Below are 25,304 nucleotides of genomic sequence, written 5' to 3'. Positions count from 1 at the left end.
AATAACAATAATAGCGAGTGTAATCATGTCTAAAAAAAATGATACTACTGAACCAAAAGCACCACAAGCGGTAAGTACACAATTTAGTGAGCAAGTTGTGGAGCAGCGTCTAAAGCCCAATCCTTTAAGTCAGTTTTCACTGGATGAGGATTCGCTTAGATTGGCATTGGTAACAGCTCAGTATGCTTTAAAAGCTACTCGCCAGCAAACGCCGCCGACCCTCAATAAGCCAACAGGTCTGTTAGTACTAGTTAATGGGATGGAGCAGGCAGGTAAAGGTACAGCCGTTAAGCAGTTACGGCAATGGGTAGATCCAAGGCTGCTTAAAGTTGAGGCCACTATTGGTCATTCGCCATTGAACTATCAACCTATTTGGCAAGCACATACTAGCGCCATGCCGCGTCATGGTGACGTCATGGTATATTTCGGCAATTGGTATGCTGATTTATTATACAACGTCATGCGACTGGCGACATCAGATAGTGAGAACCTTGAAGCATTATCAAATGATAAAGGTCAAACAGATAAAAATTCGCTTCCTATTGCTCAGTGGCAAGACTATCTACAGCAGCAGTTAGACACGCTAAAAGCATTTGAAAACGATCTCATTGCCAATCAAACCAAATTATTAAAATGTTGGTTTCATGTTGATATCGAAACGTTGCACAGTCGCTTAAAGGATGATGAAGCAGATCCGCAGTTTTTGTATCAAATTGACTGGAACAACAAGCAAGTCATCGAGAAGTTTAATGAGGTGGCTGCGACCTTGCTGCGTCAACAGGATGATTGGGTCATCATTGATGGTGATGATAAGTTAGAGGCCGCTGATAACTTTTGTCACTTGGTGCTACACGCTATGCAAACCGCGCTGGCGAGTAGTCAGACAGATACCAATGATAATGGCAACGACAATGACAAGGAAACGTCAGAAAACGATTCCCAGTCCAAGACACTGAAACTTAACTCAGATACTAAACAAAAACAGTTTGAACCTGCACCGATACCTAAGCAACTGACGTCTATTAAAGATAAAAAAATCAGTAAGTCCGACTATCGTGAGGCGTTGGCGGAGAAGCAAGCAAGGCTCGCTGAATTGTTACGCGCACGCCAAGGTCGGCATGTTGTGTTTGCCTTTGAAGGGATGGACGCTGCGGGAAAGGGCGGTGCGATCAAAAGGTTGGTCGCACCGCTAGATCCCCGCGAGTATCAAATCTATAATATTGGCGCGCCGATGCTGTATGAGACTCAGCATCCTTACTTGTGGCGATTCTGGACGAGATTGCCTGACGAGCAAACCAATCGTATTAGCCGTATCGCTATTTTCGATCGTACTTGGTATGGGCGCGTGTTGGTTGAACGTATCGAAGGATTTGCGTCTCCTAATGAATGGCAACGAGCATATGATGAAATTAATCGTTTCGAGGCAGATTTGGCAGCAGCAGGAACGTTGGTTATCAAATATTGGTTAGCGATTGATAAAAAAGAGCAGCTTAAACGGTTTGAAGATCGTCAAGAAACACCGCATAAGCAATTTAAACTGACAGATGATGACTGGCGTAACCGTGATAAATGGTCAGACTATGTGCAGTCTGCAGCAGATATGTTGGCACGCACGGATACAACGACAGCGCCATGGTGTGTTATTGCGACCAATGAAAAACGTCAAGCGCGTTTAGATGTGTTAGATCATGCTGTTGAGCAGTTGTCGGCAATCACCAAAAGCAAGTAGTTGTTAGAAATGCCTAAAGTTTAAGGGCTCTTATAGGTTTATATAGCTGTATTTTTCAAGTATTTCCTAAGTAGGATGGCTCGAAACATATTCGAGTTATCCTGTCTTTTACAGAGTGTGGTCTTGTCCGTATACACTAGCAGTTACAAATCTCGCAATATCATCATGCACTATGTGCTCATATTTAATATAATAGAGCGCAAAACAGCTTCTGCTAAATAATAGTTTTAATTTAGCAATCAACGTGTTTTAGTTATTTAGCATAGATAACTTAATAATTACGACAAAAATTGTTACAATAGCTGTTAGTAGTACCACAAATATCGCTAAGAAATATATAAGCCGCAAGATGCTGTAATCAGACGATTTGGCAATATCACTTGCGGCTTTGTGACATGTTGAAGGATATATTATTTACTTTCGCTCTAGTCAGTTTAAGACCTTCTCATCGCATGTTGTATATTTTATATATGCTACTTCATTAGATGCTGCAATAAGCACTGTGAGTAGCAGCGCAATATTATCAACCTCATATAATTTTAATCAGCTTACGCAGGACGTACTAACGTATGGGTATTAGCAGCAGTTCTACAGAGTCAGTCAAGCCAGTTGGCTCTATGAGAATCAATCTATTTTTTGCCATTTTACTGATTGCGATGACTTCCTACTTTTTGTGGTGGGGTTTAGATTACACCATGCGTCAGCAAACGACGCTATTCATCGTGGCGACCGCTTTTGGTGTCTTTATGGCATTCAATATCGGTGGTAACGATGTCGCCAACTCCTTTGGTACTTCGGTGGGTGCAGGGACGTTGACTATCCCGCAAGCATTGGGTATTGCCGCGATATTTGAAGTATCGGGGGCAGTCCTTGCAGGCGGGGAGGTGACTGATACGATTCGAAGCGGTATCGTCGATCTGGATGGTCTATCAGTGACGCCCAATCAGTTCATTTATGTCATGCTCTCCGCATTGGTTGCAGCAGCATTTTGGCTGTTATTTGCGACCAAAAAAGGTCTGCCTGTTTCGACCACGCACTCCATTATTGGCGGTGTGATTGGTAGCTCCATTGTTTTAGGTATCACGTTAGGTGGTACGGACATGGCACTATCAACGGTAGACTGGGGAACGGTTGGAACTATCGCTATTTCTTGGGTGCTGTCACCGCTACTAGGTGGCGTGTTGTCTTATCTTTTATATGGACAAATCAAGAAAAATATCATTGAATATAATGATAAAACCGAAGCCTATATTGCGACGCTAAAAGGCAATAAAAAAGTCTTAAAGCAAAATCATAAAGAGTTTTTGGATGGTTTGACAGAGTCTGAGCAATTGGCCTATACGTCAGCGATGTTACGCGATCAGGAAATCTATAAAGATGATGATTGTATCGTTGAAGATTTAGAAACTGATTACTACAAAAAGCTTTATGATATTGAGAATGAGCGCAGTAGCCTTGATACTCTAAAAGCACTTAAGCAATGGGTACCTATCATTGCTGCCGCAGGTGGTGCGGTGATGACTTCTCTAGTCGTCTTTAAAGGTCTGAAAAATGTCAATAGCGGCCTGACCACACTACAGGGCTTCTTGATTATGGGTATGATAGCGGCGCTAGTATGGTTAGCGACCTATATTTATACCAAGAGTATCCGCGGTAAGCATAAAGAAGATTTGACCAAAGCGACGTTCATTATGTTTAGCTGGATGCAAGTCTTTACCGCGTCAGCTTTTGCCTTTAGTCATGGCTCAAACGATATCGCCAACGCGGTTGGTCCTTTTGCCGCCATTATGGATGTGATTCGTACTAATAGTATCGCTACGGAAGCTGCTGTACCACCTGCGGTCATGCTGACCTTTGGTGTGGCACTCATTGTTGGTCTTTGGTTCATTGGTAAAGAAGTAATTCAAACCGTTGGTACCAATCTAGCGAAAATGCATCCAGCTTCAGGCTTCTCAGCTGAATTGGCTGCTGCTGCTGTTGTGATGGGCGCATCGACAATGGGTCTGCCTGTATCAAGTACTCACACGCTAGTAGGCGCAGTATTGGGTATCGGTATCGTCAACAGAGATACTAACTGGAAGCTTATGAAGCCGATTGGATTGGCTTGGATTGTAACGCTGCCTGCAGCGGCTACTATGTCTGCTATTAGTTATCTCGTATTGAGCAACATTTTTTAATGCGCTGTTTTTACCAGTGAATTATCATAATTGAGTTTGAATAACTAGGTTCAACGCAATAAAAAACGCTTATCAGCATCATGCCGATAAGCGTTTTTTTAATGATGTATAACGATTTACTCGGTACCAAACTGCTTACGTTTTTTGGCAAAAAATCTGTCCAATCTATCCATCGCATTTTCTAGGTCAAGCAAGTTAGGTAAGAACACCAGACGGAAATGGTCGGGTCTATCCCAGTTAAACCCAGTACCTTGAACCATTAATACGTTTTCTTCAACGAGCAAGTCCATCATAAAATCCATATCATCGGTGATAGGGTAAACCTCTGGATCCATTTTTGGGAAACAGTAAAATGCGCCTTGAGGCATGGTACAAGAAATACCTTTGATAGCATTAAGACGTGAGACTGCCATTTCACGTTGCTTATATAGGCGACCCTTTTCAGAGGTTAGGTCTTGCATGCTCTGATGCCCACCCATCGCGGTTTGAATAGCATATTGTCCTTGCACGTTAGAGCAAAGGCGCATAGATGCGAGCATATCTAAGCCTTCAATAAAGTCAGCTGCGTGCTGTTTGCGGCCTGATACCATCATCCAACCTGAGCGAAATCCTGCAATACGATGCGACTTCGACAAACCATTGTAAGAGAGTACGAGCACGTCGTCAGTTAAGGTGCTCATTGGGGTATGTACATTGTCATCATAAAGAATACGATCGTAAATCTCATCAGCCATTATGATTAAATCATGCTCTTTAGCGACTTCAATAATTTGCTTTAATAACTCATCGCTATAAAGGGAGCCTGTTGGGTTATTTGGGTTAATAACCACGATACCTTTCGTTTTGCTTGTAATTTTAGACTTAATGTCTTCAATATCAGGGTGCCAGTTGTCTTCTTCATTACAGCGATAGTGCACAGCAGTACCGCCAGCGAGATTGGCTGCTGCTGTCCAAAGCGGGTAGTCTGGCATAGGAATTAGGACTTCATCACCATCGTTCATCAATGCCTGCATGGTCATGACAATAAGCTCAGAAACCCCATTGCCCAAATACACATCACGTACGTCAACGGCCGATAACAATCCTTTAGACTGGTAATATTGCAAAATGGCTTTACGCGCTGAGAAAATCCCCTGCGAGTCTGAATAACCAGTCGCCTCAGATAGGTTCATAGCGACATCGCGTAAAATCTCATGCGGGGCTTCTAAACCAAAAGGCGCAGGATTACCCACGTTTAGTTTTAATATCCGTTTGCCTTCTGCCTCCATTTTATTGGCAGTCTGCAATAGAGGACCACGAATGTCATAGCAAACGTTTTGTAATTTATCAGATTTTTTTATGGTGTTCATAGCATGACCGTTTTTCGGATTGGTTGTCGAATTGGTTTTTGAGTCTTTACCAGCAGTAGAAGTTGTCGTCGATTGAGCGATAGTCGCTTTAATATCTGACCGGGTGTGGGAACTCGTATCTAGCTTTTGATATTCATTGCGCTCTACAGATGATGTCGACTCGTCTGCATCAATAGCCTCATTATTGAGGTCGCCGCGCAACAGATATCCCTCACTACAGCCCAAAATACGTGCGAGTGTAGGCAGCTTGGATGAGACAATACCGTTGGTACCGCGCTCCCAGTTTGAGATAGCACCACGGCTCACTTTTGCACCAGCGCCTGTCATGGCTTGTGCTAGCTGCTCAGCAGTAAATCCTTTGTCACGGCGCAACTGTACCAGTCGTTCCGCTTGCGTACTTTTGCTATTGTCGTCAGACATTGTCGTTTGAGCCTTTATTAATCAGTAATTATTCAGTGTAGAAATATATTGAACATTTTAGTTAAACACTAATGCAAGATATTATTGCATAGTTGGTTAATTTGCAAATGATTTTACAATCAGCTCTATTAGTAATTGCAAGTATATCTTGCAATTGACATTTGGCTTATATTTATAGGAGCCCATCTCAGATTCTGTGTAACTGCCATTTAGATTAAATGCCTGCTGATGCGATCATCAAACATAATCATAAAGCGATTAAGAGCAGACGTCCAGTTACGGATTGGCATCGACCACTTTTTGGATGCCTGCTGGGTTGCTAGATAGACTACCTTGAAAGCTGCGTGATCAGATGGGAACACCTTACGCTTATTCACCGCTGTCCGAATCACGCTGTTCAATGACTCAATAGCATTGGTGGTATAGATGGCTTTTCTGATGTCTTTAGGGTAATTAAAGAACACCGTTAAGCCCTCCCAGTTATTGCGCCAAGACTTAACCACATGCGGATACTTATCACCCCACACCTCATCAAAGTGCTCAAGATTAGCCTCAGCTATCTCAAGCGTATCAGCGCCGTAGATGGCCTTTAAATCAGCCGCTACGGCCTTTTTATCCGTCCACGGCACAAACTTCATTGAATAGCGCACCATGTGTACGATACACAGCTGAACCTGTGCCTTTGGATAGACGGTGTTAATGGCATCAGGGAAGCCCTTTAGACCGTCAACACAAGCGATTAAGATGTCTTGTACGCCACGGTTTTGAAGCTCGGTAAGAACACCTAGCCAGAACTTAGCGCCTTCATTCTCTGAGAGCCACATACCAAGCAGCTCTTTCTTACCGCTAAGATTGATGTCTAGGGCTAGGTAAATGGCTTTGTTGATGATCTGCTTGTCTTGACGTATCTTCACGACGATGCAGTCCAAATAGACGATAGGATAAACACTGCTCAGCGGCCGGTTCTGCCAAGCGGTGATGTCCTCTAATATATTGTCAGTGACTCTTGAGACAAGAGAGCTTGAGATGTCGACGTCATAGAGCTCTTTAATGCTCTCTACAATCTCGGTGGTGGTTTGACCCTTGGCGTAAAGGAATATGATTTTATCATCGAGACCTGAGATACGGGTTTGATGCTTACTAACGAGTACAGGCTCAAAGCTGCTATCACGGTCTCTTGGGGTAGAGATTTCAAGATCGCCTGTGTCACTGCGGACGGTCTTTTTAGTGTGTCCGTTGCGCTTGTTTGGTTTATCTGCTTTCTCATGCTTGGGGTAGCCGAGATGGTCTTCCATCTCAGCCTCTAAGGCAGTATCGATAAAGGATTGCATGAGCTGCTTTTGGAAGTCTTTGATGTTATCAAAGCTTTTCATGCTACCAGCCATTTGCTCGGCCAGTTTTTTAATGTCAGATTGAGTAGTCATTGCTTATTCTCCTGTTAATGGATTATAAGCAGTTACACAGTTTTTAGGAAACTCCCATTTATATGGCTCTAAATCTCTTATATAGACTATAAAATGTCTAGATATCAAAATTACATCTTTACCCATCATTATCTAAAATTAGTTTGCTATATTTAACTCAGTTAATCTTTTCAATCATGCTGTCTATCTCCCAATATAAAGAATGCTTTTCTTATATATGCCTTGAATAGTGTGTCGATAACCAACAGATAGAGCACGTCGTTCTCATAATCATATGGCGATAAAATAGTTACCGAGATTAGATAATAAATACTCGAATAAGGATAAATTATGCAAGACAATCAACTAAGTAAAGAAGAGATCAGCCAGTTGACTGAAGCTGACTGGAAAGAGCGTTTAACCGCTGATGAGTATCATATTATGCGTGAGAAGGGCACGGAACGCCCATTTACAGGTGTATATAATGATGCGACTGATGATGGCGTTTACCGTTGTAAAGGCTGCGGTGCAAGCTTATTTGACTCAAGCAATAAATTTGATGCGAGCTGTGGCTGGCCAAGTTTTGATCAAGGTATCGATAACAGCGCGATTGAAGAGCACGTCGATAACTCGCTAGGTATGACTCGTACTGAAGTCACTTGTAGCAACTGCGGCGCACATTTAGGCCATGTATTCCCTGATGGTCCTACTGAGACAACAGGCATGCGCTATTGCATCAACTCGGTATCTATTGATTTAGATAAGTCTGAGAAGTAAGTAGTCTAAGTAGTATTAGAAGTGTGAAAGGGAAGTACAGGGTGCTTCCTTTTCAATAGTTTTATTATGTGTATGATAGAAAAAGAAGTAGTGCATAGACACCCAAAACAATAAAAACCTCAATTTAAGGATAAATGATGAGTACAATTTATGATTTTACGGCTGAGCGCATGGATGGTAGCTTGCAAGCGTTTTCAGATTACCAAGATAAAGTATTACTAATCGTCAATACCGCAAGCAAATGTGGATTTACGCCGCAGTTCGAAGGCTTAGAGTCGCTATATCAACAATATAAGGATCAAGGACTAGTGGTCGTCGGTTTTCCTTGTAATCAATTTGGTAGCCAAGATCCAGGTAGCAACGATGAGATTGGTGCGTTTTGCCAAAAGAACTATGGTGTCAGCTTTCCAATGATGGCAAAGACTGATGTTAATGGCGCAGATGCTCATCCTATCTATGAATGGCTCAAAGAACAAAAGGGTGGCGTACTGACAGATGGTATCAAGTGGAATTTCACCAAGTTCCTAGTCGATAGTAAAGGTCAGGTGATTGACCGTTATGCACCAACGACTAAGCCAGAAGCCATCAAAAACGACATTGAGCAAGCACTGGCTAATAAATAAGCATTAAATCTAAAAAATATTGATTTTATATGAAAATATAAAATCAATAAAAACAAATGCTTGCTAGATATTCTAATAAAAATTGAAAAAATATCTAAAAAAGTCGTAAATACTGTTTGACACCCAACAGTAAATCTATATAATACACACCCACAGCAACGGAGCTTGGTGACAAACTTAAGAGCTCAGTTGATGTTGAATAAATTGCCTAGCAATTGTTCGAAGGGTGATTAGCTCAGTTGGTAGAGCGTCTGCCTTACACGCAGAATGTCGGCGGTTCGAATCCGTCATCACCCACCACTTCTTAGCAAGTGGCTAAACAAGCTAAGAGACCTAAGCAGCGGTAGTTCAGTTGGTTAGAATACCGGCCTGTCACGCCGGGGGTCGCGGGTTCGAGTCCCGTCCGCTGCGCCATATTTAAAACGAATTTAAACTTACGAGTTTAAGCAAGTTTCGCCTCAAGCATTAGATTGTTTGAGGTTTTTTTGTGCCTGAATTTTATGTATCTATGTTTTATGAGTTATATAAGGAAGTACAGTAAGAGTTAGAATCTAGAACTATGCTCTAGTACTATGACTTATATTCACTTAAGTCATATCACTTAAAGATTAGCTAAAACGACAACCCTTCTTTTATATTAGTCTTATATTGAATAGAAGAAGGGTCATCGTATTTATCTTAGTTACAGCACTTTAAAATGCCTTTGCTTAGAAATCATTATCCAGTAGTTATGACGCGTTTAGCTCATTGTAAATTTTAGCTACGGATAAAGGGTTACTCATGCGTTGCTTGCCATGCGCCCATTGACCCTAGATAGATATCAATGTTCTCAAAACCTCGACTAGCGAGCCACCCTGCTGCTATTGTTGCCCGAGCACCACTGGCACACATCAAGGTATAGTGGCGACTTTGGTCAAGCTCATGCCAACGCTCGTTCAGGTGACCAACATATATATGCTGTGACCCTTCGATCGCATTATAGTCAATCCACAATAAAACTGGAACAGCCCATATCCTGAAACAGTTTAGGCAGATTATTCTCCATCCACCCTTGTCGTAGAAACTTTGCTTGCGCCCATTTCTTTTCAATAGGGTTCAGATCAGGACTGTAGGGTGGCAGCCATAAAATACGATGGCCGTGCCTGTTCAGTAGTTTTTGAATACGCGTGCTTTTATGAAACCGAGCGTTATCCATGACAATCACGCTCTTGGTTTTAAGACTTGGAATAAGTGTGAACTTACACCAGTCATAAAATATATTGCTATTGATATTTGTCTCAAAGTAATCAAGCGCAAATAGCATCTTTTTATAGAGAGCTCCGATGACATTCGTACGCTTTTTTGCTTGCCAGTTGTAGCTGTCGATACAGGGTTTACCTATCGGTGCATAGCCATGAGAACGAATGGTTTCAGCCTCAAAACCGCTTTCATCCATATAAACGATGGGATAGCCTTGAGTCATATAATCATTTAAATGATTGAGATACTTAGCTCTTTTTATCAAACAGGCTTTTGGATGTTCTAAGGTCTTTTTTTTGACTGATACCTAGCCGTTTTAATGCGGCTTCTATACCTGATTTACTACAGCCTAAACGCCGTGCTCGCTCGTACATATAATCGTCTGGATGCTGCTCAACATCTTTCAATAAGGCTTCATTTAATATTTTAGTCGGTGCTTTATTTCTGGTGGTTTTAGGAACTAAGCTCTGCTGCCAGCTGTGAATCGAGCTTGTGCTAAGCTGATAAAAGTTAGCTGCTTCTCTAATGGTCATGCCGTCTTTAATGCTTCGTAACACTTGTTTGCGAAAGTCGATTGAATAGGTCATCGTTTATTTCACTAAATGAATTGGTTATAAATATTGTATCGGTTTTATCTAAGATTGACTATAGTATTTCTCTCATCGATATCGCGTACATCGAGCAATGTCCAGTTCTGAGCATTATTAAGACGACTTTCTACCTCGGTTGTATCGATCATAGGGGTTTGCTGCATCTGTTCCCCTTTGGCAGCAGCAGGGACGACACCTGCATAGCCACCTATGATGTTATCAAAAGCAATACGCACCAGGTGCTCCATCGCAGTCGTCAGTTGATCTTCATCAGAAGCAATCAGTGCCAAGCTTTGTCCTTCCTCGATAAACCATCCAGCAAACGCAGGTAGCATGTTGACAGGTAAGCTCATAGAACCGGGCAGGTGTCCTGACGCATACGCCATTGGTTCACGAATATCGATGAGATGATCAGCATTGCAATCCTTTAGCTGTTTAAGTGAAAAGTTACGCGGACGCATAACGACTGGAGGCGCTTCACCACCTTCCATATTAAGGCGCTCCATCAATCTGAAGTAGGGCGGCTGATAATGGTTTTCGCTAGTCTTGAAGTCAATAAACGCCTCACGATTGGTAATCTGTAAACGTGGATTGTTCATTCTTTCGTGACCGACGGTAGAAAACTCACGTTCCGCCATGCCTGAACCGCAGACGGAACCAGCACCATGAGCTGGATAAATAATCGCCTGATCACCGAGCGCTAAAATGTCTTGTAACGAGTCATAAAGTAAACCTGCAACTTCTCTACGACGCTCAGGATAAAAGTCAGTACGACCGACATCACCTACAAAGAGCGCATCGCCAGTAAAAACGCCAACCGCCTTATCTGGGTACACCGTGTCAAACAGCGTATAAGCAAGATGATCATCAGTATGACCAGGCGTTTCTAAGACACGGATTTCTAATTGGCCAATTGAAAAGCAGTCACCATTACGTACTGTCTCAGCGTAGACAACAGGTTGTTCTGGATTGGGTCCATGCAAAACTGTTGCTCCTGTCATTGCGGCCAAGATAGGTGCTCCAGAAACCAAATCCTCATTGCGATGTGTCTCAAAAATATGAGTAATCTTAAGTCCAGCTGCGCGCGCCTTTTCTACATATATCGCACAGTCACGACGTGGGTCAATTACCGCTGCTTGACCGCCAGAGCCTACCAAGTAGGATAGGTGCGAAAGTCCAGGTGTCTTAATTTTCTCTAGTAGCATGTCTTGTCCTTATTATAGTTATGTCAAATGAGCTTTTTGCCAGTAGCATATTACTAGCCACGTTGATTTGTCTGATCGAATTATTATTCGGGGAAATTCTTTAATAGCTATCAATATACAATAACATATATTGACTTTATATTTATATAGGTATTCGTCCAATAAACAGTGCTCTTTTGGATAGATGGATGAAATAAAAGAATATAAATATAATGATCTTTTGGAATTACGATCGTGAGTTTGAGTAAGTGCAATAGGTAAAGAAGGAGTTTATGTGGAAATACGAGACTTGTGAAAAGTAACCATTATCATATGATGTCATTTATATTGAAGCCATAAGGTATATATTAATCCAACGTGACAACTATAAGTAAGTCACTATTCATTTAAGTTCACTATTCTAGTATTCTGAAGGCTATAACTGCTCTAATACGGTTCTTTGTATTTGGCATTGTAGGTTTTGCTTTGTTGTTTACAAAAATAGTTCTAAATTACTTATATTCTTATAATATTTCCTTTTCTTGTAAGAATGATTATAAAAAAATTATAGCGATTCAGCTGATGTACGAAATATTTCTTCTATATACCATGTTCTTATTTTCTTCGCTTATCACTATTATTATAGTGGGTACTTTTTTAGTAGATGCATTTGTCTATTTATTTGGAGAGAAAATCAACTTCAAGACCGTTTCATATAACATATCTCCTGTTGGTAGAGAGTTTTGCTTAGGACATTGGCACTCTATAAATATAGTCTACGAATATGAGGTATCAGAAGAGAACTATAGTAGTAATTTACTCAATTCTACGAATTCTGTGATGAAGCTTAGCTATGAAAGTGCTAATGCGAGACTGTCAAAGTGTCTGAATGAAAGTAAAGTTTACGTTGTTAAATCATTTCCTAAAATATCGATGATAATGCCTTTTAACCAAGATCTTAGATACTATTTAGGATTGATCTTTAGCGTCTCATGTATGATATTTTCAGGTCTCAAAATTCTATAAGTGTAATAAAGTTATTGAACTGTCGTTAGTGAGGTTAAAAACAGATGTCTTATTTGATAAGCTATTCTACAATAGCTCATTGACAGCCGTGCTAGCCAATTGATATATCTAGGGGCTGTAGTAGATAAGGATTAAATATCACACCATTTTCTCAAGGTTTTCAGCTGATTAGATGGTGAGCCATAGTTGAATCTAAACTCGCACTCTTTTAAAAACAAATGGAAGTTCTTCTTATTAATCCCATTATACTTTCTGAGTGTTCGTTTGGACTGATTCCAGAAGTTCTCAATGCCATTGATGTGATTGTTCTTACCGCAAATGAACTCTATAGAGTGATTGACTCTGAAATGTTTAAACTCGCTCACATCCAGTGCATTGTAACTTCGATAGCTATCCGTATAAACAAAGCTGTCAGGCTTGATTTTACGCTTAATAACAGGCATTAGGGTAGTCTGTTTGGTGTCTGCTACGACAATGGTATAAACCTTACCGTTTCGTTTTAGAATACCAAATACAGCGGTTTTACCAGCTGCCCCGCGACCTCTTTTGCCTTTGCGTACACCGCCAAAGTAACTTTCATCTAATTCGACCTCACCATCAAAAAGCTCATCAGCTTCTAATGAGAGATGGTAATCTATCACAAGTCTTATTTTATGATAAAAAAGTGCAGCAGTATTAGGCTGAATATCAAGCAAATCTGCGGCTGTTCTAGCAGTCACTTCAGCCGTAAAAAACTCTAACAGCCTTCGCTGTGCTTTTTTACTTAGTTTACAACGGGTTATCTTCATAAAAGTAGTCTAGCATAGTGCTTATCTACTACAGCCCCTATATCTATTGTTCAAATACATGCAAGCAAAGGATAAATTTTGAGCGACTGCAAAGCGTTAGATGTTGATATTGGGCAAGAGCATATTGCCATACAGCGACGATATGATGCTTTGGGCGCAGTGAATGATTTACTTATCGCTGTTTGGTTTTTGATTGGTAGCTTTTTCTTTTTGAAAGAGTCGTTAACGACGGACGGCACATGGCTATTTATCCTTGGCAGCGCACAACTACTTATCAAACCATTGATTAAACTAATCAGCTTGATTCATGTTGGTAGGGTATTTAAACGCGCAAAAAAATAATAAGTTGCCGGGGCAGGTAATATTATATCAAGCCATAGCATCAAATTATTAGACCTCTTGCAAAAGTAGTTGTAAGACACAACGTATATTATTGAACTCTACTTACTTAATAGATATGCCAAACATAGATAAGCTACTCAAACAAAGTGACGCTGGTTTTAAACGCTACACTGGCATTCATAAAGCCACCTTTTATGACATGCTTGAGGCCATGCAAAAGCATGAAGCATCTAAGACCAAATCAGGTAGACCAAGTGTGCTCAGTCTTAAGGAGCAGATACTACTAGCCCTGACTTATTGGCGTGAATACCGCACGCTTTATCATATCAGTATGGACTTTGGTATTCATGAGTCTTCTGCTAGCCGTATCATTCGTAAAGTAGAAGACACACTGATTGACTTTGGTAAGTTTGAATTGCCCAAAAAGCTGCCTAGTCGTGTCGATGAGGACATCAATTGGTCAGTCGTCATTGTCGATGCCACCGAAACCCCTATTGAGCGTCCAAAAAAAACCAGAGAGACTACTATAGTGGCAAGAAGAAACAACATACCTTAAAAGCGCAGGTTATCGTTCATTGGCAAACCGGTTTGATACTTGATGTGCAAACCTGTAAAGGGTCAATCCACGATTTTAAGCTGTATAAAGATACTTGTCCTGATTGGTTACCTGAGAATACTAACTATCTAGCAGACAGTGGTTATCAAGGGTTAGCAAAGCTACATAACCAAACTTTCACACCATTTAAGAAACCTCGTGGTGGTCAGTTATTGGAGATATGCAAACAGGCCAATCAATATCTGGCAAAGTTCCGTATTGTGGTTGAGCACAAAATAGGCTTAATCAAGTTGTTTAAAATCGTGGCTCATAAATATCGCAACCGTCGTCAGCGCTACGATCTTAGAATGAAGCTATTTGCTGGTATCATTAATTCCGAGCTTAGACTATGACTTTTGCAAGAGGTCTATTTAATACTATCCCTGTCCAGTCTTACTTCCGAAACTGATAGTTTCTAATACTTAAGGTGAATTACGGAAGTTACGTTGGTTTGACTCATCGTACCTTGATGAGTAATGCCTGATGTCTCTAAGGAATGATAACCTCATTCAAAAAACATTGAATTATTTTAATATGTCTGTATTATTGGACATATGGAAATAACTAATGCTATCGCAAGCTTTGCTGCGCTCTCTCAAGATACTCGTTTAAAGGCTTTTAAGCTGCTAGTCAGCCACGAGCCTGAAGGCCTACCTGCGGGCGAAATAGCCCGTCAGCTCTCTGTCCCTCATAACACAATGTCAGCCCACTTATCGGTGCTAGCACGGGCAGGATGGGTGGTCTCACAGCGTCATAGCCGACAGATTATCTATCGTGCTTCGCTATCACATATGGATAACGTCATTCAGTTCCTGTTGCAAGATTGCTGTGCGGGACATCCAGAATTGTGTGCGTCACTCATGGATAGCCTGAGTGGCTGCAGAGTAAGTGAGTCTGCTGAGCAAGGTAATAATTAAACCAATTATCAATTCAATAAATACATAAAATAGGTGTAAACACTATGAAGCCATTAATCTTTCATAATCCTAAATGCGGAACCTCTCGTAATACGCTTGCCATTATTAAAGCGTCAGGTGAAGAGCCAGAAGTGGTGGAATATCTGAAAAATACACCAACCCGCGACCGTTTAGTGGAGCTGTTGGCACAAATGCAGATTTCGCCTAGAGAGCTATTAAGAAGCAAAGAAGCTATCAATGATGAGCTTGGTCTGGATAATCCTGAGTTGTCTGACGATCAAATTATCGATGCCATGATTGCGCATCCTATTTTAATCAACCGTCCTATCGTAGTGACTGATAAAGGCGCTGCTCTATGTCGTCCTTCAGAGCGCGTGTTTGAATTGCTAGCCAATCCAGTAAGTAGCTTTACAAAAGAAGACGGCGAGGTTATTACTCATGATAAACACTGAGGTTGACCAAGCATTGGAAGCCGAATCTACTGTTTCGCCAAAATTTAGCTTAGACGATTTGCCCAATATTGATATAGATAATCTTCAACCTATCGACATTGAGTCTTTGGTTGCACCGAATGACTCACGTCATCCGCCGAAAATATTAGTGCTATACGGTTCTGTCCGTGCACGCTCGTTTTCTAGATTGGCCGCTGAAGAGTCAAGCCGGTTGCTACGTTGGTACGGTTGTGAAGTAAAAATGTTTGATCCATCCGGCTTGCCGTTGCCTGACGATGTAGACTCAGACCATCCCAAAGTGCAAGAATTGCGGGAGCTGGCGCAGTGGTCAGAAGGCATGCTGTGGGTGAGTCCAGAGCGTCACGGCAGTATTACCAGTATCATGAAAGCGCAAATCGACTGGATACCGCTGTCACTAGGTGGCGTGCGTCCAACTCAAGGTAAAACCCTAGCACTGATGCAAGTCAGCGGCGGTAGTCAGAGCTTTAATACAGTTAATCAAATGCGTATTCTCGGGCGCTGGATGCGGATGATTACTATCCCCAACCAATCTTCGATACCCAAAGCGTTTTTGGAGTTCAACAACGATAATCGCATGGATATGTCTCCGTTATATCTGCGTCTTGTCGATGTTTGTGAGGAGCTAGTGAAGTTTACTTGGCTCACACGCGGACGTTCAGATTATCTTACTGATCGTTATTCAGAACGCGTTGAGAGTGCTGAAGAACTATCGAGCCGCGTCAATCAAAAATCGATCTAGCCTCCTAATCGATCTAATTTCCTAATCGACCTAATTCCCTATATTAAATCGGCTGAATAAAATCAGCTTAAGTAAGGTTGTACAATGCTTGCATTTGCTATTTTTGTGGTAACTTTAGTCTTAGTTATTTGGCAACCTAAAGGATTGGGCATCGGCTGGAGCGCCATGGGTGGTGCTTTAGTCGCGTTAGCGCTTGGCGTCGTGCAGTTATCAGATGCGGGTATCGTCTGGGATATTGTCTGGGATGCGACCTTTACTTTTGTAGCGCTGATTATCATCTCGCTTATCTTAGATAGGGCAGGGTTTTTTGGCTGGGCCGCATTGCACGTGGCACGCCTTGGTAATGGGCAAGGGCGTTTATTGTTTCCGATGATTGTCGTGCTCGGCGCCTTTATTTCTGCCTTTTTTGCTAATGATGGTGCTGCGCTACTACTGACCCCGATTGTCATCGCTATCTTGCTACGTCTCAAATTTTCGCCACCATCAGCTCTGGCATTTATTATAGCGACTGGTTTTATCGCTGATACGGCAAGTCTGCCATTGGTCACCTCAAATTTAGTCAACATTGTCAGTGCCAATTATTTTGATATTGGTTTCGGTCGTTATGCGGCGGTGATGGTACCGGTCAATATAGTGTCTGTATTAGCGACGCTACTGGTGTTGTGGGTTGTATATGCACGTCATATTCCAAAAACCTACTCGACTAGCGAACTCAGCGCACCAGAGTCTGCCATTACAGATCCATTAGTCTTTCGAGCCGCTTTTCCGTTATTAGGTTTGCTACTGGTCGCCTATTTTGCGACAGAGTCGTTGGGGCTACCTATTTCACTGGTCACGGGCATCGCTGCTGTTGCGTTAATGGCAATCGCTGGCCGTATATGGCAAGGCGGGCGTGGTGCGGTGGTCTCTGTGAGCGATGTAGTACGTAAAGCGCCTTGGCAAATCGTACTATTTTCAATCGGCATGTATTTGGTGGTATATGGTCTGGGTAATGCAGGACTTACTGCCTATGGTGTGCAGGTACTTAACTGGTTGGGTCAACAAGGTGCAGTCATTGCTACCGTTGGAACTGGTTTTTTATCAGCGATAGTTGCTTCTGTTATGAATAATATGCCAGCCACTTTAGTCGGCGCGCTTGCGATTGATCAAGCACAAGTACCTGCCGCAACGCGAGAGCTAATGATTTATGCCAATGTCATCGGTAATGATTTGGGACCTAAATTTACGCCAATTGGTAGTCTGGCTACTTTACTATGGTTACACGTATTGGCAGAGAAGGACTACAAAATTAGCTGGGGACAGTACATAAAGATTGGTCTACTGATCACGCCGCCTGTGTTGTTAGTGACATTGTTAGCATTGGTATTTTGGTTGCCAATGCTAACAATGTTGCTAAGCTAAGCTACCCAATAGAGAACTTGCTACAGTAATGTTTTATCGTGACCATGATATTCATTTTTAAATATCATGGTCATAATCAAGTATGAAATAAAGTAGTTATTAGCGTTTATCAAAATGGCAACGGTAATAAAGCATATTAAATGAGACACATAAAAAAACCCTCATCAAATTGATGAGGGTTTTGGCAAATGCCATAATTGAATCAAAGTTGACTCAAGAAATTTACTACTAAAATGTGGCTCTCCAACCTGGGCTCGAACCAGGGACACACGGATTAACAGTCCGTTGCTCTACCAACTGAGCTATTGGAGAATAGGCTGTAAGTGTTTAATCGCTTACAACGAGCCTTAGAAGTCTCTAACGAGTTCTTGCTAAGTGGGGCGTATTCTAGCAAAGTTAAAAAATACGTCAAGCCTTTTTTTGCATAATTAGTAAAAATTGTCAGTTTAATGATGAGATAGCGTGTTTTTCCTAGTTATGCCCAAGACTCGCGTAAAAAAAGACGCCCTATAGAATGTATAGGGCGTCTTTTTTATGAACAGCGGTAAGACTGATTGCTCTTTACGATTTATTCAGCAACGTCTAAGTCAGCCACTGCTTTTTCGATACGCGATAGGGCGTCTTTCAATGTTGCCTCATCAGTAGCGTACGAGATACGCATATAGCCGCCAAGACCGAATGCATCGCCAGGTACAACTGCTACGCCTACTTTGTCCAATAACCATGCTGAGAATTCAGTACATGATGACAGGCCAGCCGCTTTGATTAGCGGTACGATATTTGGGTATACATAGAATGCGCCATCAGGGCGCAAGCAAGTAATACCTTTAATGGCATTTAGACCATCTACGACTAGGTCACAGCGTTTCTCAAAGGCGGCTACCATCGGCTCTAGTACGCTCTGATCACCACTGATAGCAACTTCGGCAGCCACTTGACTGATTGATGTTGGGCATGAAGTAGACTGTGACTGTACCTTTTTCATCGCGCCGATTAGCTTAGCAGGGCCACCCGCATAGCCGATACGCCAGCCTGTCATCGCATACGCTTTAGACACGCCGTTCAAGATGATTGCGCGATCTTTTAGCTCAGGTGCCGCGTTTAAGATATTGTAGAACTTATCGCCTGTCCAGCGAATGTGCTCGTACATATCGTCTGAAGCTACATAAACTTGTGGATGCTTTTTCAATATTTCAGCGATGGCCTTTAGCTCATCTAATGTATAAATCATACCCGTTGGGTTAGATGGGCTATTTAATACTAACAATTTAGTTTTATCAGTAATCGCTTCTTCTAGCTGCTCAGGGGTGATTTTGAAGTCTTGCTCAGCTGGACATTTGACGATGACTGGCACGCCTTCTGCGATGATAACCATGTCAGGATAGCTGACCCAATATGGTGCTGGGATGATGACTTCGTCGCCAGGATTGATAAATGCCTGGGCAAGGTTAAAGAATGACTGCTTACCACCGACCGATACTAGGATTTCGTTTGGCTCATAGCTGATGTCGTTGTCACGCTTGAATTTCTCGATGATGGCTGTTTTTAGCTCTGGCGTACCATCGACAGCCGTATATTTAGTAAAGCCATCATTGATTGCATCGATCGCTGCTTTTTTGATGTGTTCAGGGGTATCAAAATCAGGTTCACCAGCGCCCAAACCGATAATATCTTTACCAGCTGCTTTTAGCTCTTTGGCTTTATTGGTAATCGCTAGCGTAGGTGATGGTTGGATGTTGTTGACGCGGTCAGACAGTTGCAACTCGCTCATGAGAGATCCTTTTTTATATGAGGGTGGGGTTGGTGAAAATCTGATATTAATTATATAACGTTTTCATTGCTATCAGGACAAGATGTCATGCAGTTTGAAAAAAGATAGCGTCATCTTACCGTGATACGGTGCTCATTCGATTATAGATGATGCTTCGGCAAACGACGCGATTGCTAATTTTTGCATTGTAGCATGCTGATATTGAGCTGTCTTATGACGCTAGTAACAGAATATTGTGTTGTTGCTTGTGATAGCAGGGTACTTGTGGAAATGACAAATAACACGCTGAGCTTAAGCTTAAGCCCATATGATTGCGAAGACACAACAATAAACCTGTAGCCGACCACTATAATTATTTAGATTTGTTAAATAAAATGGCTTATAGCTTAATGAAATGCGACCAATGATATCTGCGAAGAATAATGATAATAGCTAGCTGTTATCAAAGGTTTAAATTTTCATTGAGCAATCAGTTTAAGAGCATTAATTTCATATTATGAAAATACTTAAAAAGATAAGAATACTCAAAAAGGATATTTACGATGACAGATTCTACTGAAAAATTACATATTCTCATTACTGGGGCGACGTCAGGCATTGGTAAGCAGTTGGCAAAAGACTATCTGCTAGCAGATCATCATGTATATGCAGTTGGCCGTGACGACGAAGCGTTGGCCGAGCTTAAGGCGTTAGGCGCAGAAACGATTGATTTAGACCTCATGGATCGAAAAAAGGTTATCGAAGCTTTTGAAAAAATCGACAATGTCGATCTAGCTATTTGCGGCGCTGGCATGTGCGAGTACTTAGATATGCCGAACTTTGATAGCAGTGTCTTTATGAAAGTAATGTCGGTCAACATGGGTACCTTGTCCCATGCGATCGAAGGGGTATTGCCAAAGCTAATCGCTTCAAAAGGTCGCTTGGTCGGTATCGGTTCAGCGTCTGCTTATGTGCCTTTTGCGCGCGCTGAGGCCTATGGTAGCTCAAAAGCTGCTATCCATTATCTAATGAAGACCCTACAGATTAGCCTTGCTCCGCATGATGTGTCAGTTAGCTTAGTCGTGCCTGGTTTTGTCGAAACACCGATGACCAAACAGAATGACTTTCCGATGCCGTTTATCCAGACGCCAGCGCAGGCCAGTCAAGCCATACGCGACGGTATCGAAAGTGGGCATGAGGTGATTGAATTTCCAAAAAAACTAACCATGCCTTTAAAAGCATTGGGCACGTTGCCTGATTTGGTCTGGCAGCAAGTTAGCGAAAAACTTAATAAAAAGTAATCTACTATCAATAGAACTCTTAGCCATCATATCGACAGAAAAATACAGAAGAGAATGCTTTTATGCCGTTTACTCGTTTCAAGCGTGCAAGTAACCAAAAAAATGCTACCGATGCTGCCACAGATTCTGACCATCAGACTGCCCAAAAACGTATTGCTATCATCGGCTCAGGTGTATCAGGACTGACATGCGCCCATTATCTAGGCACGCAACATGATGTGACGGTATTTGAAGCCAATGATTATATCGGCGGGCATGTAAACACGATTGATGTGGTGCTACAAGACGGTAGAAAAGCAAAGAGTAGCAATGTAGAGAGTAGTGCGATAGATACAGGATTTATTGTTTTTAATGAGCGCACATACCCGAACTTTTTCCGCTTGCTTCATGAGTTGCAGGTGCCGTTTCAAGCAACGGATATGAGCTTTTCTGTTAAAAATACTGCACGTCATTTTGAATACAATGGTCACACACTCAACACTTTATTATCACAACGTAAAAATGTACTTAATCCAAAATTCTGGCAGTTTATCAAAGATATCTTACAGTTTAATAAGCATATCAAACAGCTACGCCAAGATTACGATAGTGCGCGCTCTCAAGGACAAGACGTTAGTAGCTTTGCAGAGCAAACGCTCGGTGGTTACTTGGCACAAAAGAAATACGGTCAGCTGTTTACCGATAACTATCTATTGCCAATGGTATCGGCTATTTGGTCAACCAGCCTAGATGAAGTGCAAGAATTTCCTTTGGTGTTTTTTGCACAGTTCTTTGACAACCACGGGTTGCTTGATGTGGTCAATCGTCCGCAGTGGTTTACGATAAAAGGCGGCTCAAAGCAGTACGTCAATAAACTGATTCCACGCTTTATCAAAGCGGGTGGCAAGATACGGGTCAATAGTCCAGTACAGTCTGTAGTTCGTGATGGTGAGCAAGTGATTTTGACGGTGAAGAGTGCTTTGACAGTGCAGGATAAAGGTAATGCTAACAACCGTAGCGAAAATCTTGTATTCGATGAAGTTGTTTTTGCTTGTCATGCAGATACTGCGCTAAAGATTTTAAAGGATGCCAGCACCGATGAATCTGAAGTATTAGGTCATTTCCGCTTTACCAAAAACACGGCTGTACTGCACACCGATACTAGTGTTTTACCTAAGAAACCACTGGCATGGGCAAGCTGGAATTACTTAATAGATGAAACAACTTCAGGTAATGCTAAGGATGAGCAAGCGGCTGGAAACGCACAGATACCTGCAAAGCCAGTGCTGACTTATCACATGAATATCCTGCAACGCTTGACCAAAAAACACAATTATTTGGTCACATTAAATCCAGCTGTAGACAACAAAAGCGTCGATGATAAGCAGATAATTAAGAGCATCGATTACAGTCATCCAGTGTTCGATCTTGCGATGATTGAGGCGCAGACTAAATGGTCGAGTATCTCGGGTAACGGTTCGCACACACATTTCTGCGGGGCTTATTGGTTTAATGGCTTTCATGAAGATGGCGTACGCAGTGGCCTACGTGTCTGTCAGGCGCTCGGTCTTGATATTGATATAAAAGACGAGGTTGACCCAGCCCATTTACCTGACGCTGATAGCGCACATACGCCGTTTCGTTATAAAGACTTACCTATAAAAGCGGATACCAAGTTACGTAGGTTGAATAAGCGCGAAATCACCATAGCGACAACCAACCAGGAGCTGGTTGAGTATGCTGATCGTTTGCAGAATGAAACTACTGATACGAGCCAATATAAGAAACGTGGCTTATTCGGTCGCCGTAAAACCAAATAATATGACGACTAATTCTGTTATGTATTCTAAGTGTTTTGAAAGATTTGCCATATAAAAAGTACGCCGTTACACAAGAGACTATTTATGACCATGTCCGCTCAAGATACCAATGCTATGCCAAGTCATGAGTCTTCTTATGATACCACTGCTTTACCGCATCAATTGCTTGAGGGCACGACATGGCACAGTCGGCTGCTACCTAGTGTGAATAAATTCGTTTACCCTTATCGCTATTGGGGCGTCAATATTAGTGCGCTTGCGAAAGGAAAGGAACTTCCTGAAATTAACACGGCAGCATTTGATGAGAGTAAGTTTTTAGAAAAATTACCATTACGCACAGTGTTACCAAAAAAGCTACTAGCAAAAGGTCTACCTCTATTTTCAGCAAAGAAAAAGGCGCTACAACGTTTCTGTGCTGATGACTATCTACAGCATATTGATCTACAGAGTAATAATAGCCTAAGCGATGATAGAAAACCTGATAGTAATGGACAGTCTGTTCAAGCACTAGAAAAACGCCTAAGCCGAGCATTCGAGAAATATGCGGGGAGCGCACCTGAAGGCGATATGTTGGGACTGCTTATCTGCCGTAATGCGGGCATGTACTTTAGCCCAGTTAATTTTTACTTAGGGTTTGATGCGCAGCAAACGCCAACTCATCTATTGGCTGAAGTGTCTAATACGCCATGGGACAAGCGCCATTACTACGGGTTTTTGTTAGAAGGAGAGAACACTGAGTTTTGTCATGACAAGGACTTTCATGTGTCACCTTTTAACCCTATCGATCAGCTGTACCGCTGGCAAGTTACGGTAAAACCTACTAAAACGGATGAGCAATCTAATACTGGATTACAAGTGCGTATCGCTATCAATATCAGTGATGAGCGCGGTGAAGTGCTAAAAACTGGTATAAAGATATCAGGGGTGCCAATGACAGAAGATGCCGTTCGTCATAGCTTGCGAAAAAACCCTCTGATGAATATAACATCATTAACACGTATTTATTGGCACGCGTTTAAGCTCTATGCGATTAAAAAAGTGCCGTATATCAACTACGATGAAAAATTGGCCGACAGTCAACAGAAAAGCGGCTAGCAGTATCGAGCGCAAAAGATGTCTTATAGTTCCAGCAATTTTTAAATATCAACAGTCCAAAAATCTCGTCAATGTAATACTAAAAATGAACCACTAAAAAATAAAGCATTTAAACAAGGATAAATACACGATGCCAGCACGACCGACCGATCGAGTACCAGTCACAAAACTAGAAAAATTAACTGCTCGTGTGAGCAAAGTAGTTAATGAAAGCGCTGTACTACAGCCAGTCAGCAATAGTGTGAATCATTTAGCTAGAAAGCTTATCTTTCGTGCGTTACAACACGTTCAGTTTGGTAGCCTCACGCTGATTGAGACATTCGATGAGCAGGAACCTAAGACAAGTAGCTTTGGCAAAGTAGCTACTAACGACGCTAGTAGCTCGGCGGTTGGTCGCCATTCGCTACATGTGACGCTACAGATTCATGATAGCGCTGTCTATCGTCAGCTATTACTTGGCGGCTCTATCGCGCTAGCAGACAGTTATATCGATGGTGAGTGGGATACGGATGATCTAACAGGTTTGATTCGCTTGGCGGCTCGTAACTTAGCAGTGCTCAATAAACTAGAGAATCGTTTTGCAGGTATTAGTAAAGCATTTGAAAAAGCGAAGCATCAGCTGCGTAGCAATGACAAATCTGGCTCCAAATCCAATATCCTAGCGCATTATGATTTGGGCAATGACATGTATGAGCGGTTTTTGGACGATACCATGATGTACTCATCAGCAGTCTATACAACGCCTAATGTGACGATTAGCGATGCGCAACAGCACAAACTGTCGCTTATATGCCAACGTTTACAGCTTAGCGCTGATGATCATGTGATCGAAATTGGTACAGGGTGGGGCGGTTTTGCTATCTTTGCGGCCAAGCATTACGGCTGCCATGTGACCACCACGACTATCTCTGATGCCCAGTATGATGAAGCACAGCGACGAGTCGAGGCGGCAGGTCTGTCTGACAAAATCACATTGCTCAAACAAGATTACCGCGAGCTGACAGGTCAATATGACAAGCTAGTCAGTATCGAGATGATTGAAGCGGTTGGGCATGAGTATCTACCGACTTTCTTTGTCAAGTGTAATAGCTTGCTCAAGCCGACGGGTCTCATGGTCTTGCAGGCAATCACTTTTAATGATCAGAATTATCAAGATTATATCGACTCGGTTGATTTTATCCAAACGCATATTTTCCCAGGTGGTTGTCTGCTTTCAAACCAAGAGCTGACGACCCAATTTACTGAACAAACCGATATGGTCGTCAAACAATTGCATGATTATGGCTTTGATTATGCGTATACGCTACGTGACTGGCGTGCTGCGTTTATGGCGCAGCGTGCAGAGATTCAAGCGCTTGGCTATGACGATGCTTTTATCCGCCTATGGCAGTTTTACTTTTGCTATTGCGAAGGTGGGTTTTTGGAGCGCACGATCGGTGTGGTACAAGTTACTGCGGTGAAGCCTAACAATATCGATACGCTACATTTTTCTGATTTGCCATCTGCCGTCTTAAATCATAAAACGGTTTTGAACGATGAGACATTTAGTGAAGAAGATAGAACAGACACCGCATCAGTATAAGTCTA

The 25,304-nt window shown here is 42.1% G+C and carries 22 protein-coding genes, 3 tRNA genes and 1 pseudogene; 17 read left to right on the top strand and 9 right to left on the bottom strand.

The annotated features are described in order from the left end of the window. Nucleotides 1–25 precede the first annotated feature (25 nt). Nucleotides 26–1,729: an ATPase gene (locus tag ACS8FA_RS24560; RefSeq protein WP_439265279.1), complete on the top strand. Its 1,704-nt coding sequence runs from the start codon at nucleotides 26–28 to the stop codon at nucleotides 1,727–1,729. 569 nt (nucleotides 1,730–2,298) lie between these two features. After that, the gene (locus tag ACS8FA_RS24555) at nucleotides 2,299–3,906 is read left to right on the top strand and encodes an inorganic phosphate transporter (protein WP_101206393.1); all 1,608 of its coding nucleotides are present in this window, start codon (nucleotides 2,299–2,301) and stop codon (nucleotides 3,904–3,906) included. A 116-nt stretch (nucleotides 3,907–4,022) separates the two neighbouring features. Here ACS8FA_RS24555 and ACS8FA_RS24550 read toward each other — a convergent pair whose 3' ends face one another. After that, entirely contained in the window at nucleotides 4,023–5,675 is a 1,653-nt protein-coding gene (locus ACS8FA_RS24550; protein ID WP_439265278.1) for an aminotransferase class I/II-fold pyridoxal phosphate-dependent enzyme, read from the bottom strand. Between the two features lie 209 nt (nucleotides 5,676–5,884). Continuing rightward, entirely contained in the window at nucleotides 5,885–7,099 is a 1,215-nt protein-coding gene (locus ACS8FA_RS24545; protein ID WP_522902000.1) for an IS256 family transposase, read from the bottom strand. Nucleotides 7,100–7,429: 330 nt separating this feature from the next. Between ACS8FA_RS24545 and msrB the strand changes: the two genes are divergently transcribed. From msrB to ACS8FA_RS24525, 4 genes are all read left to right on the top strand, one after another. Continuing rightward, on the top strand, nucleotides 7,430–7,855 hold the full coding sequence (msrB, locus tag ACS8FA_RS24540; protein ID WP_057760931.1) for a peptide-methionine (R)-S-oxide reductase MsrB: 426 nt from the start codon (nucleotides 7,430–7,432) through the stop codon (nucleotides 7,853–7,855). Between the two features lie 137 nt (nucleotides 7,856–7,992). After that, nucleotides 7,993–8,478: a glutathione peroxidase gene (locus tag ACS8FA_RS24535; RefSeq protein ID WP_439267468.1), complete on the top strand. Its 486-nt coding sequence runs from the start codon at nucleotides 7,993–7,995 to the stop codon at nucleotides 8,476–8,478. Between the two features lie 224 nt (nucleotides 8,479–8,702). Continuing rightward, nucleotides 8,703–8,778 (top strand) — tRNA-Val (locus tag ACS8FA_RS24530). Nucleotides 8,779–8,815: 37 nt separating this feature from the next. Then, a tRNA-Asp gene (locus ACS8FA_RS24525) sits at nucleotides 8,816–8,892 on the top strand. Between the two features lie 360 nt (nucleotides 8,893–9,252). Here ACS8FA_RS24525 and ACS8FA_RS24520 read toward each other — a convergent pair. The 5 genes from ACS8FA_RS24520 to ACS8FA_RS24500 all read right to left on the bottom strand — a co-directional run bounded on the left by ACS8FA_RS24520 (nucleotide 9,253) and on the right by ACS8FA_RS24500 (nucleotide 13,305). After that, complete coding sequence (locus ACS8FA_RS24520; protein ID WP_439267466.1) at nucleotides 9,253–9,471, bottom strand: rhodanese-like domain-containing protein; 219 nt, start codon at nucleotides 9,469–9,471, stop codon at nucleotides 9,253–9,255. Beyond that, nucleotides 9,461–9,982, bottom strand: coding sequence for an IS630 family transposase (locus ACS8FA_RS24515; RefSeq protein ID WP_227673356.1), 522 nt, complete (start codon nucleotides 9,980–9,982; stop codon nucleotides 9,461–9,463). The genes ACS8FA_RS24520 and ACS8FA_RS24515 overlap by 11 nt, the downstream gene beginning before the upstream one ends. Continuing rightward, nucleotides 9,966–10,304 carry an IS630 transposase-related protein gene (locus ACS8FA_RS24510; RefSeq protein WP_227673357.1) on the bottom strand — a complete coding sequence of 113 codons (339 nt, stop codon included), beginning with the start codon at nucleotides 10,302–10,304 and terminating at the stop codon, nucleotides 9,966–9,968. Before ACS8FA_RS24510 ends, ACS8FA_RS24515 begins: the two co-directional genes overlap by 17 nt. Nucleotides 10,305–10,348: 44 nt before the next feature. Then, entirely contained in the window at nucleotides 10,349–11,512 is a 1,164-nt protein-coding gene (locus tag ACS8FA_RS24505) for an MBL fold metallo-hydrolase (protein ID WP_439267463.1), read from the bottom strand. Nucleotides 11,513–12,648: 1,136 nt separating this feature from the next. Continuing rightward, nucleotides 12,649–13,305, bottom strand: a complete 657-nt coding sequence (locus tag ACS8FA_RS24500; RefSeq protein WP_045455674.1) for an IS1595 family transposase — start codon at nucleotides 13,303–13,305, stop codon at nucleotides 12,649–12,651. A gap of 78 nt (nucleotides 13,306–13,383) precedes the next feature. Between ACS8FA_RS24500 and ACS8FA_RS24495 the strand changes: the two genes are divergently transcribed. The 7 genes and pseudogenes from ACS8FA_RS24495 to arsB all read left to right on the top strand — a co-directional run bounded on the left by ACS8FA_RS24495 (nucleotide 13,384) and on the right by arsB (nucleotide 17,772). Next, nucleotides 13,384–13,647, top strand: a complete 264-nt coding sequence (locus ACS8FA_RS24495) for a YrhK family protein (protein WP_439268289.1) — start codon at nucleotides 13,384–13,386, stop codon at nucleotides 13,645–13,647. A gap of 115 nt (nucleotides 13,648–13,762) precedes the next feature. After that, nucleotides 13,763–14,203: a transposase family protein gene (locus ACS8FA_RS24490; protein WP_522901981.1), complete on the top strand. Its 441-nt coding sequence runs from the start codon at nucleotides 13,763–13,765 to the stop codon at nucleotides 14,201–14,203. A gap of 8 nt (nucleotides 14,204–14,211) precedes the next feature. After that, nucleotides 14,212–14,595: pseudogene (locus ACS8FA_RS24485) on the top strand (transposase family protein); the annotation flags it as partial. A gap of 201 nt (nucleotides 14,596–14,796) precedes the next feature. Next, the gene (locus ACS8FA_RS24480) at nucleotides 14,797–15,159 is read left to right on the top strand and encodes an ArsR/SmtB family transcription factor (protein ID WP_439264733.1); all 363 of its coding nucleotides are present in this window, start codon (nucleotides 14,797–14,799) and stop codon (nucleotides 15,157–15,159) included. Between the two features lie 44 nt (nucleotides 15,160–15,203). Next, nucleotides 15,204–15,611: an arsenate reductase (glutaredoxin) gene (gene arsC, locus ACS8FA_RS24475; RefSeq protein WP_101206398.1), complete on the top strand. Its 408-nt coding sequence runs from the start codon at nucleotides 15,204–15,206 to the stop codon at nucleotides 15,609–15,611. Beyond that, nucleotides 15,598–16,371 carry an arsenical resistance protein ArsH gene (gene arsH, locus ACS8FA_RS24470; RefSeq protein WP_439264736.1) on the top strand — a complete coding sequence of 258 codons (774 nt, stop codon included), beginning with the start codon at nucleotides 15,598–15,600 and terminating at the stop codon, nucleotides 16,369–16,371. Before arsC ends, arsH begins: the two co-directional genes overlap by 14 nt. Before the next feature lie 84 nt (nucleotides 16,372–16,455). Further along, nucleotides 16,456–17,772 (top strand): arsenic transporter, encoded by a 1,317-nt coding sequence (gene arsB / locus ACS8FA_RS24465; protein ID WP_439264738.1) that lies wholly within the window; start codon nucleotides 16,456–16,458, stop codon nucleotides 17,770–17,772. A gap of 236 nt (nucleotides 17,773–18,008) precedes the next feature. Here arsB and ACS8FA_RS24460 read toward each other — a convergent pair. Beyond that, nucleotides 18,009–18,084 (bottom strand) — tRNA-Asn (locus tag ACS8FA_RS24460). 256 nt (nucleotides 18,085–18,340) lie between these two features. Next, the gene (locus ACS8FA_RS24455) at nucleotides 18,341–19,543 is read right to left on the bottom strand and encodes a pyridoxal phosphate-dependent aminotransferase (protein ID WP_165596844.1); all 1,203 of its coding nucleotides are present in this window, start codon (nucleotides 19,541–19,543) and stop codon (nucleotides 18,341–18,343) included. Between the two features lie 542 nt (nucleotides 19,544–20,085). On the opposite strand from ACS8FA_RS24455, the gene ACS8FA_RS24450 reads away from it, so the two are divergent. The 4 genes from ACS8FA_RS24450 to ACS8FA_RS24435 all read left to right on the top strand — a co-directional run bounded on the left by ACS8FA_RS24450 (nucleotide 20,086) and on the right by ACS8FA_RS24435 (nucleotide 25,299). Further along, on the top strand, nucleotides 20,086–20,823 hold the full coding sequence (locus tag ACS8FA_RS24450) for an SDR family NAD(P)-dependent oxidoreductase (protein ID WP_439264740.1): 738 nt from the start codon (nucleotides 20,086–20,088) through the stop codon (nucleotides 20,821–20,823). 62 nt (nucleotides 20,824–20,885) lie between these two features. After that, entirely contained in the window at nucleotides 20,886–22,622 is a 1,737-nt protein-coding gene (locus ACS8FA_RS24445; protein ID WP_439264742.1) for an NAD(P)/FAD-dependent oxidoreductase, read from the top strand. Between the two features lie 84 nt (nucleotides 22,623–22,706). Then, nucleotides 22,707–23,717 (top strand): DUF1365 domain-containing protein, encoded by a 1,011-nt coding sequence (locus ACS8FA_RS24440; protein WP_439264744.1) that lies wholly within the window; start codon nucleotides 22,707–22,709, stop codon nucleotides 23,715–23,717. 130 nt (nucleotides 23,718–23,847) lie between these two features. After that, nucleotides 23,848–25,299 (top strand): class I SAM-dependent methyltransferase, encoded by a 1,452-nt coding sequence (locus tag ACS8FA_RS24435; protein WP_439264746.1) that lies wholly within the window; start codon nucleotides 23,848–23,850, stop codon nucleotides 25,297–25,299. Nucleotides 25,300–25,304: the final 5 nt, after the last annotated feature.

Origin of the sequence: Psychrobacter sp. 1Y1, assembly GCF_051847395.2 — a bacterium.
Lineage (GTDB): Bacteria > Pseudomonadota > Gammaproteobacteria > Pseudomonadales > Moraxellaceae > Psychrobacter.
This window is presented reverse-complemented; position numbering and strand designations above follow the sequence as displayed.

Excerpts from the sequence above, each read along its gene's own strand:
- ACS8FA_RS24560 (WP_439265279.1), top strand. The coding sequence starts at position 26 with ATGTCTAAAAAAAATGATACTACTGAACCAAAAGCACCACAAGCGGTA.
- ACS8FA_RS24555 (WP_101206393.1), top strand. The coding sequence starts at position 2,299 with ATGGGTATTAGCAGCAGTTCTACAGAGTCAGTCAAGCCAGTTGGCTCT.
- ACS8FA_RS24550 (WP_439265278.1), bottom strand. The coding sequence starts at position 5,675 with ATGTCTGACGACAATAGCAAAAGTACGCAAGCGGAACGACTGGTACAG.
- ACS8FA_RS24545 (WP_522902000.1), bottom strand. The coding sequence starts at position 7,099 with ATGACTACTCAATCTGACATTAAAAAACTGGCCGAGCAAATGGCTGGT.
- msrB (WP_057760931.1), top strand. The coding sequence starts at position 7,430 with ATGCAAGACAATCAACTAAGTAAAGAAGAGATCAGCCAGTTGACTGAA.
- ACS8FA_RS24535 (WP_439267468.1), top strand. The coding sequence starts at position 7,993 with ATGAGTACAATTTATGATTTTACGGCTGAGCGCATGGATGGTAGCTTG.
- ACS8FA_RS24510 (WP_227673357.1), bottom strand. The coding sequence starts at position 10,304 with ATGACCTATTCAATCGACTTTCGCAAACAAGTGTTACGAAGCATTAAA.
- ACS8FA_RS24505 (WP_439267463.1), bottom strand. The coding sequence starts at position 11,512 with ATGCTACTAGAGAAAATTAAGACACCTGGACTTTCGCACCTATCCTAC.
- ACS8FA_RS24500 (WP_045455674.1), bottom strand. The coding sequence starts at position 13,305 with ATGAAGATAACCCGTTGTAAACTAAGTAAAAAAGCACAGCGAAGGCTG.
- ACS8FA_RS24490 (WP_522901981.1), top strand. The coding sequence starts at position 13,763 with ATGCCAAACATAGATAAGCTACTCAAACAAAGTGACGCTGGTTTTAAA.
- ACS8FA_RS24480 (WP_439264733.1), top strand. The coding sequence starts at position 14,797 with ATGGAAATAACTAATGCTATCGCAAGCTTTGCTGCGCTCTCTCAAGAT.
- arsC (WP_101206398.1), top strand. The coding sequence starts at position 15,204 with ATGAAGCCATTAATCTTTCATAATCCTAAATGCGGAACCTCTCGTAAT.
- arsH (WP_439264736.1), top strand. The coding sequence starts at position 15,598 with ATGATAAACACTGAGGTTGACCAAGCATTGGAAGCCGAATCTACTGTT.
- arsB (WP_439264738.1), top strand. The coding sequence starts at position 16,456 with ATGCTTGCATTTGCTATTTTTGTGGTAACTTTAGTCTTAGTTATTTGG.
- ACS8FA_RS24455 (WP_165596844.1), bottom strand. The coding sequence starts at position 19,543 with ATGAGCGAGTTGCAACTGTCTGACCGCGTCAACAACATCCAACCATCA.
- ACS8FA_RS24450 (WP_439264740.1), top strand. The coding sequence starts at position 20,086 with ATGACAGATTCTACTGAAAAATTACATATTCTCATTACTGGGGCGACG.
- ACS8FA_RS24445 (WP_439264742.1), top strand. The coding sequence starts at position 20,886 with ATGCCGTTTACTCGTTTCAAGCGTGCAAGTAACCAAAAAAATGCTACC.
- ACS8FA_RS24440 (WP_439264744.1), top strand. The coding sequence starts at position 22,707 with ATGACCATGTCCGCTCAAGATACCAATGCTATGCCAAGTCATGAGTCT.
- ACS8FA_RS24435 (WP_439264746.1), top strand. The coding sequence starts at position 23,848 with ATGCCAGCACGACCGACCGATCGAGTACCAGTCACAAAACTAGAAAAA.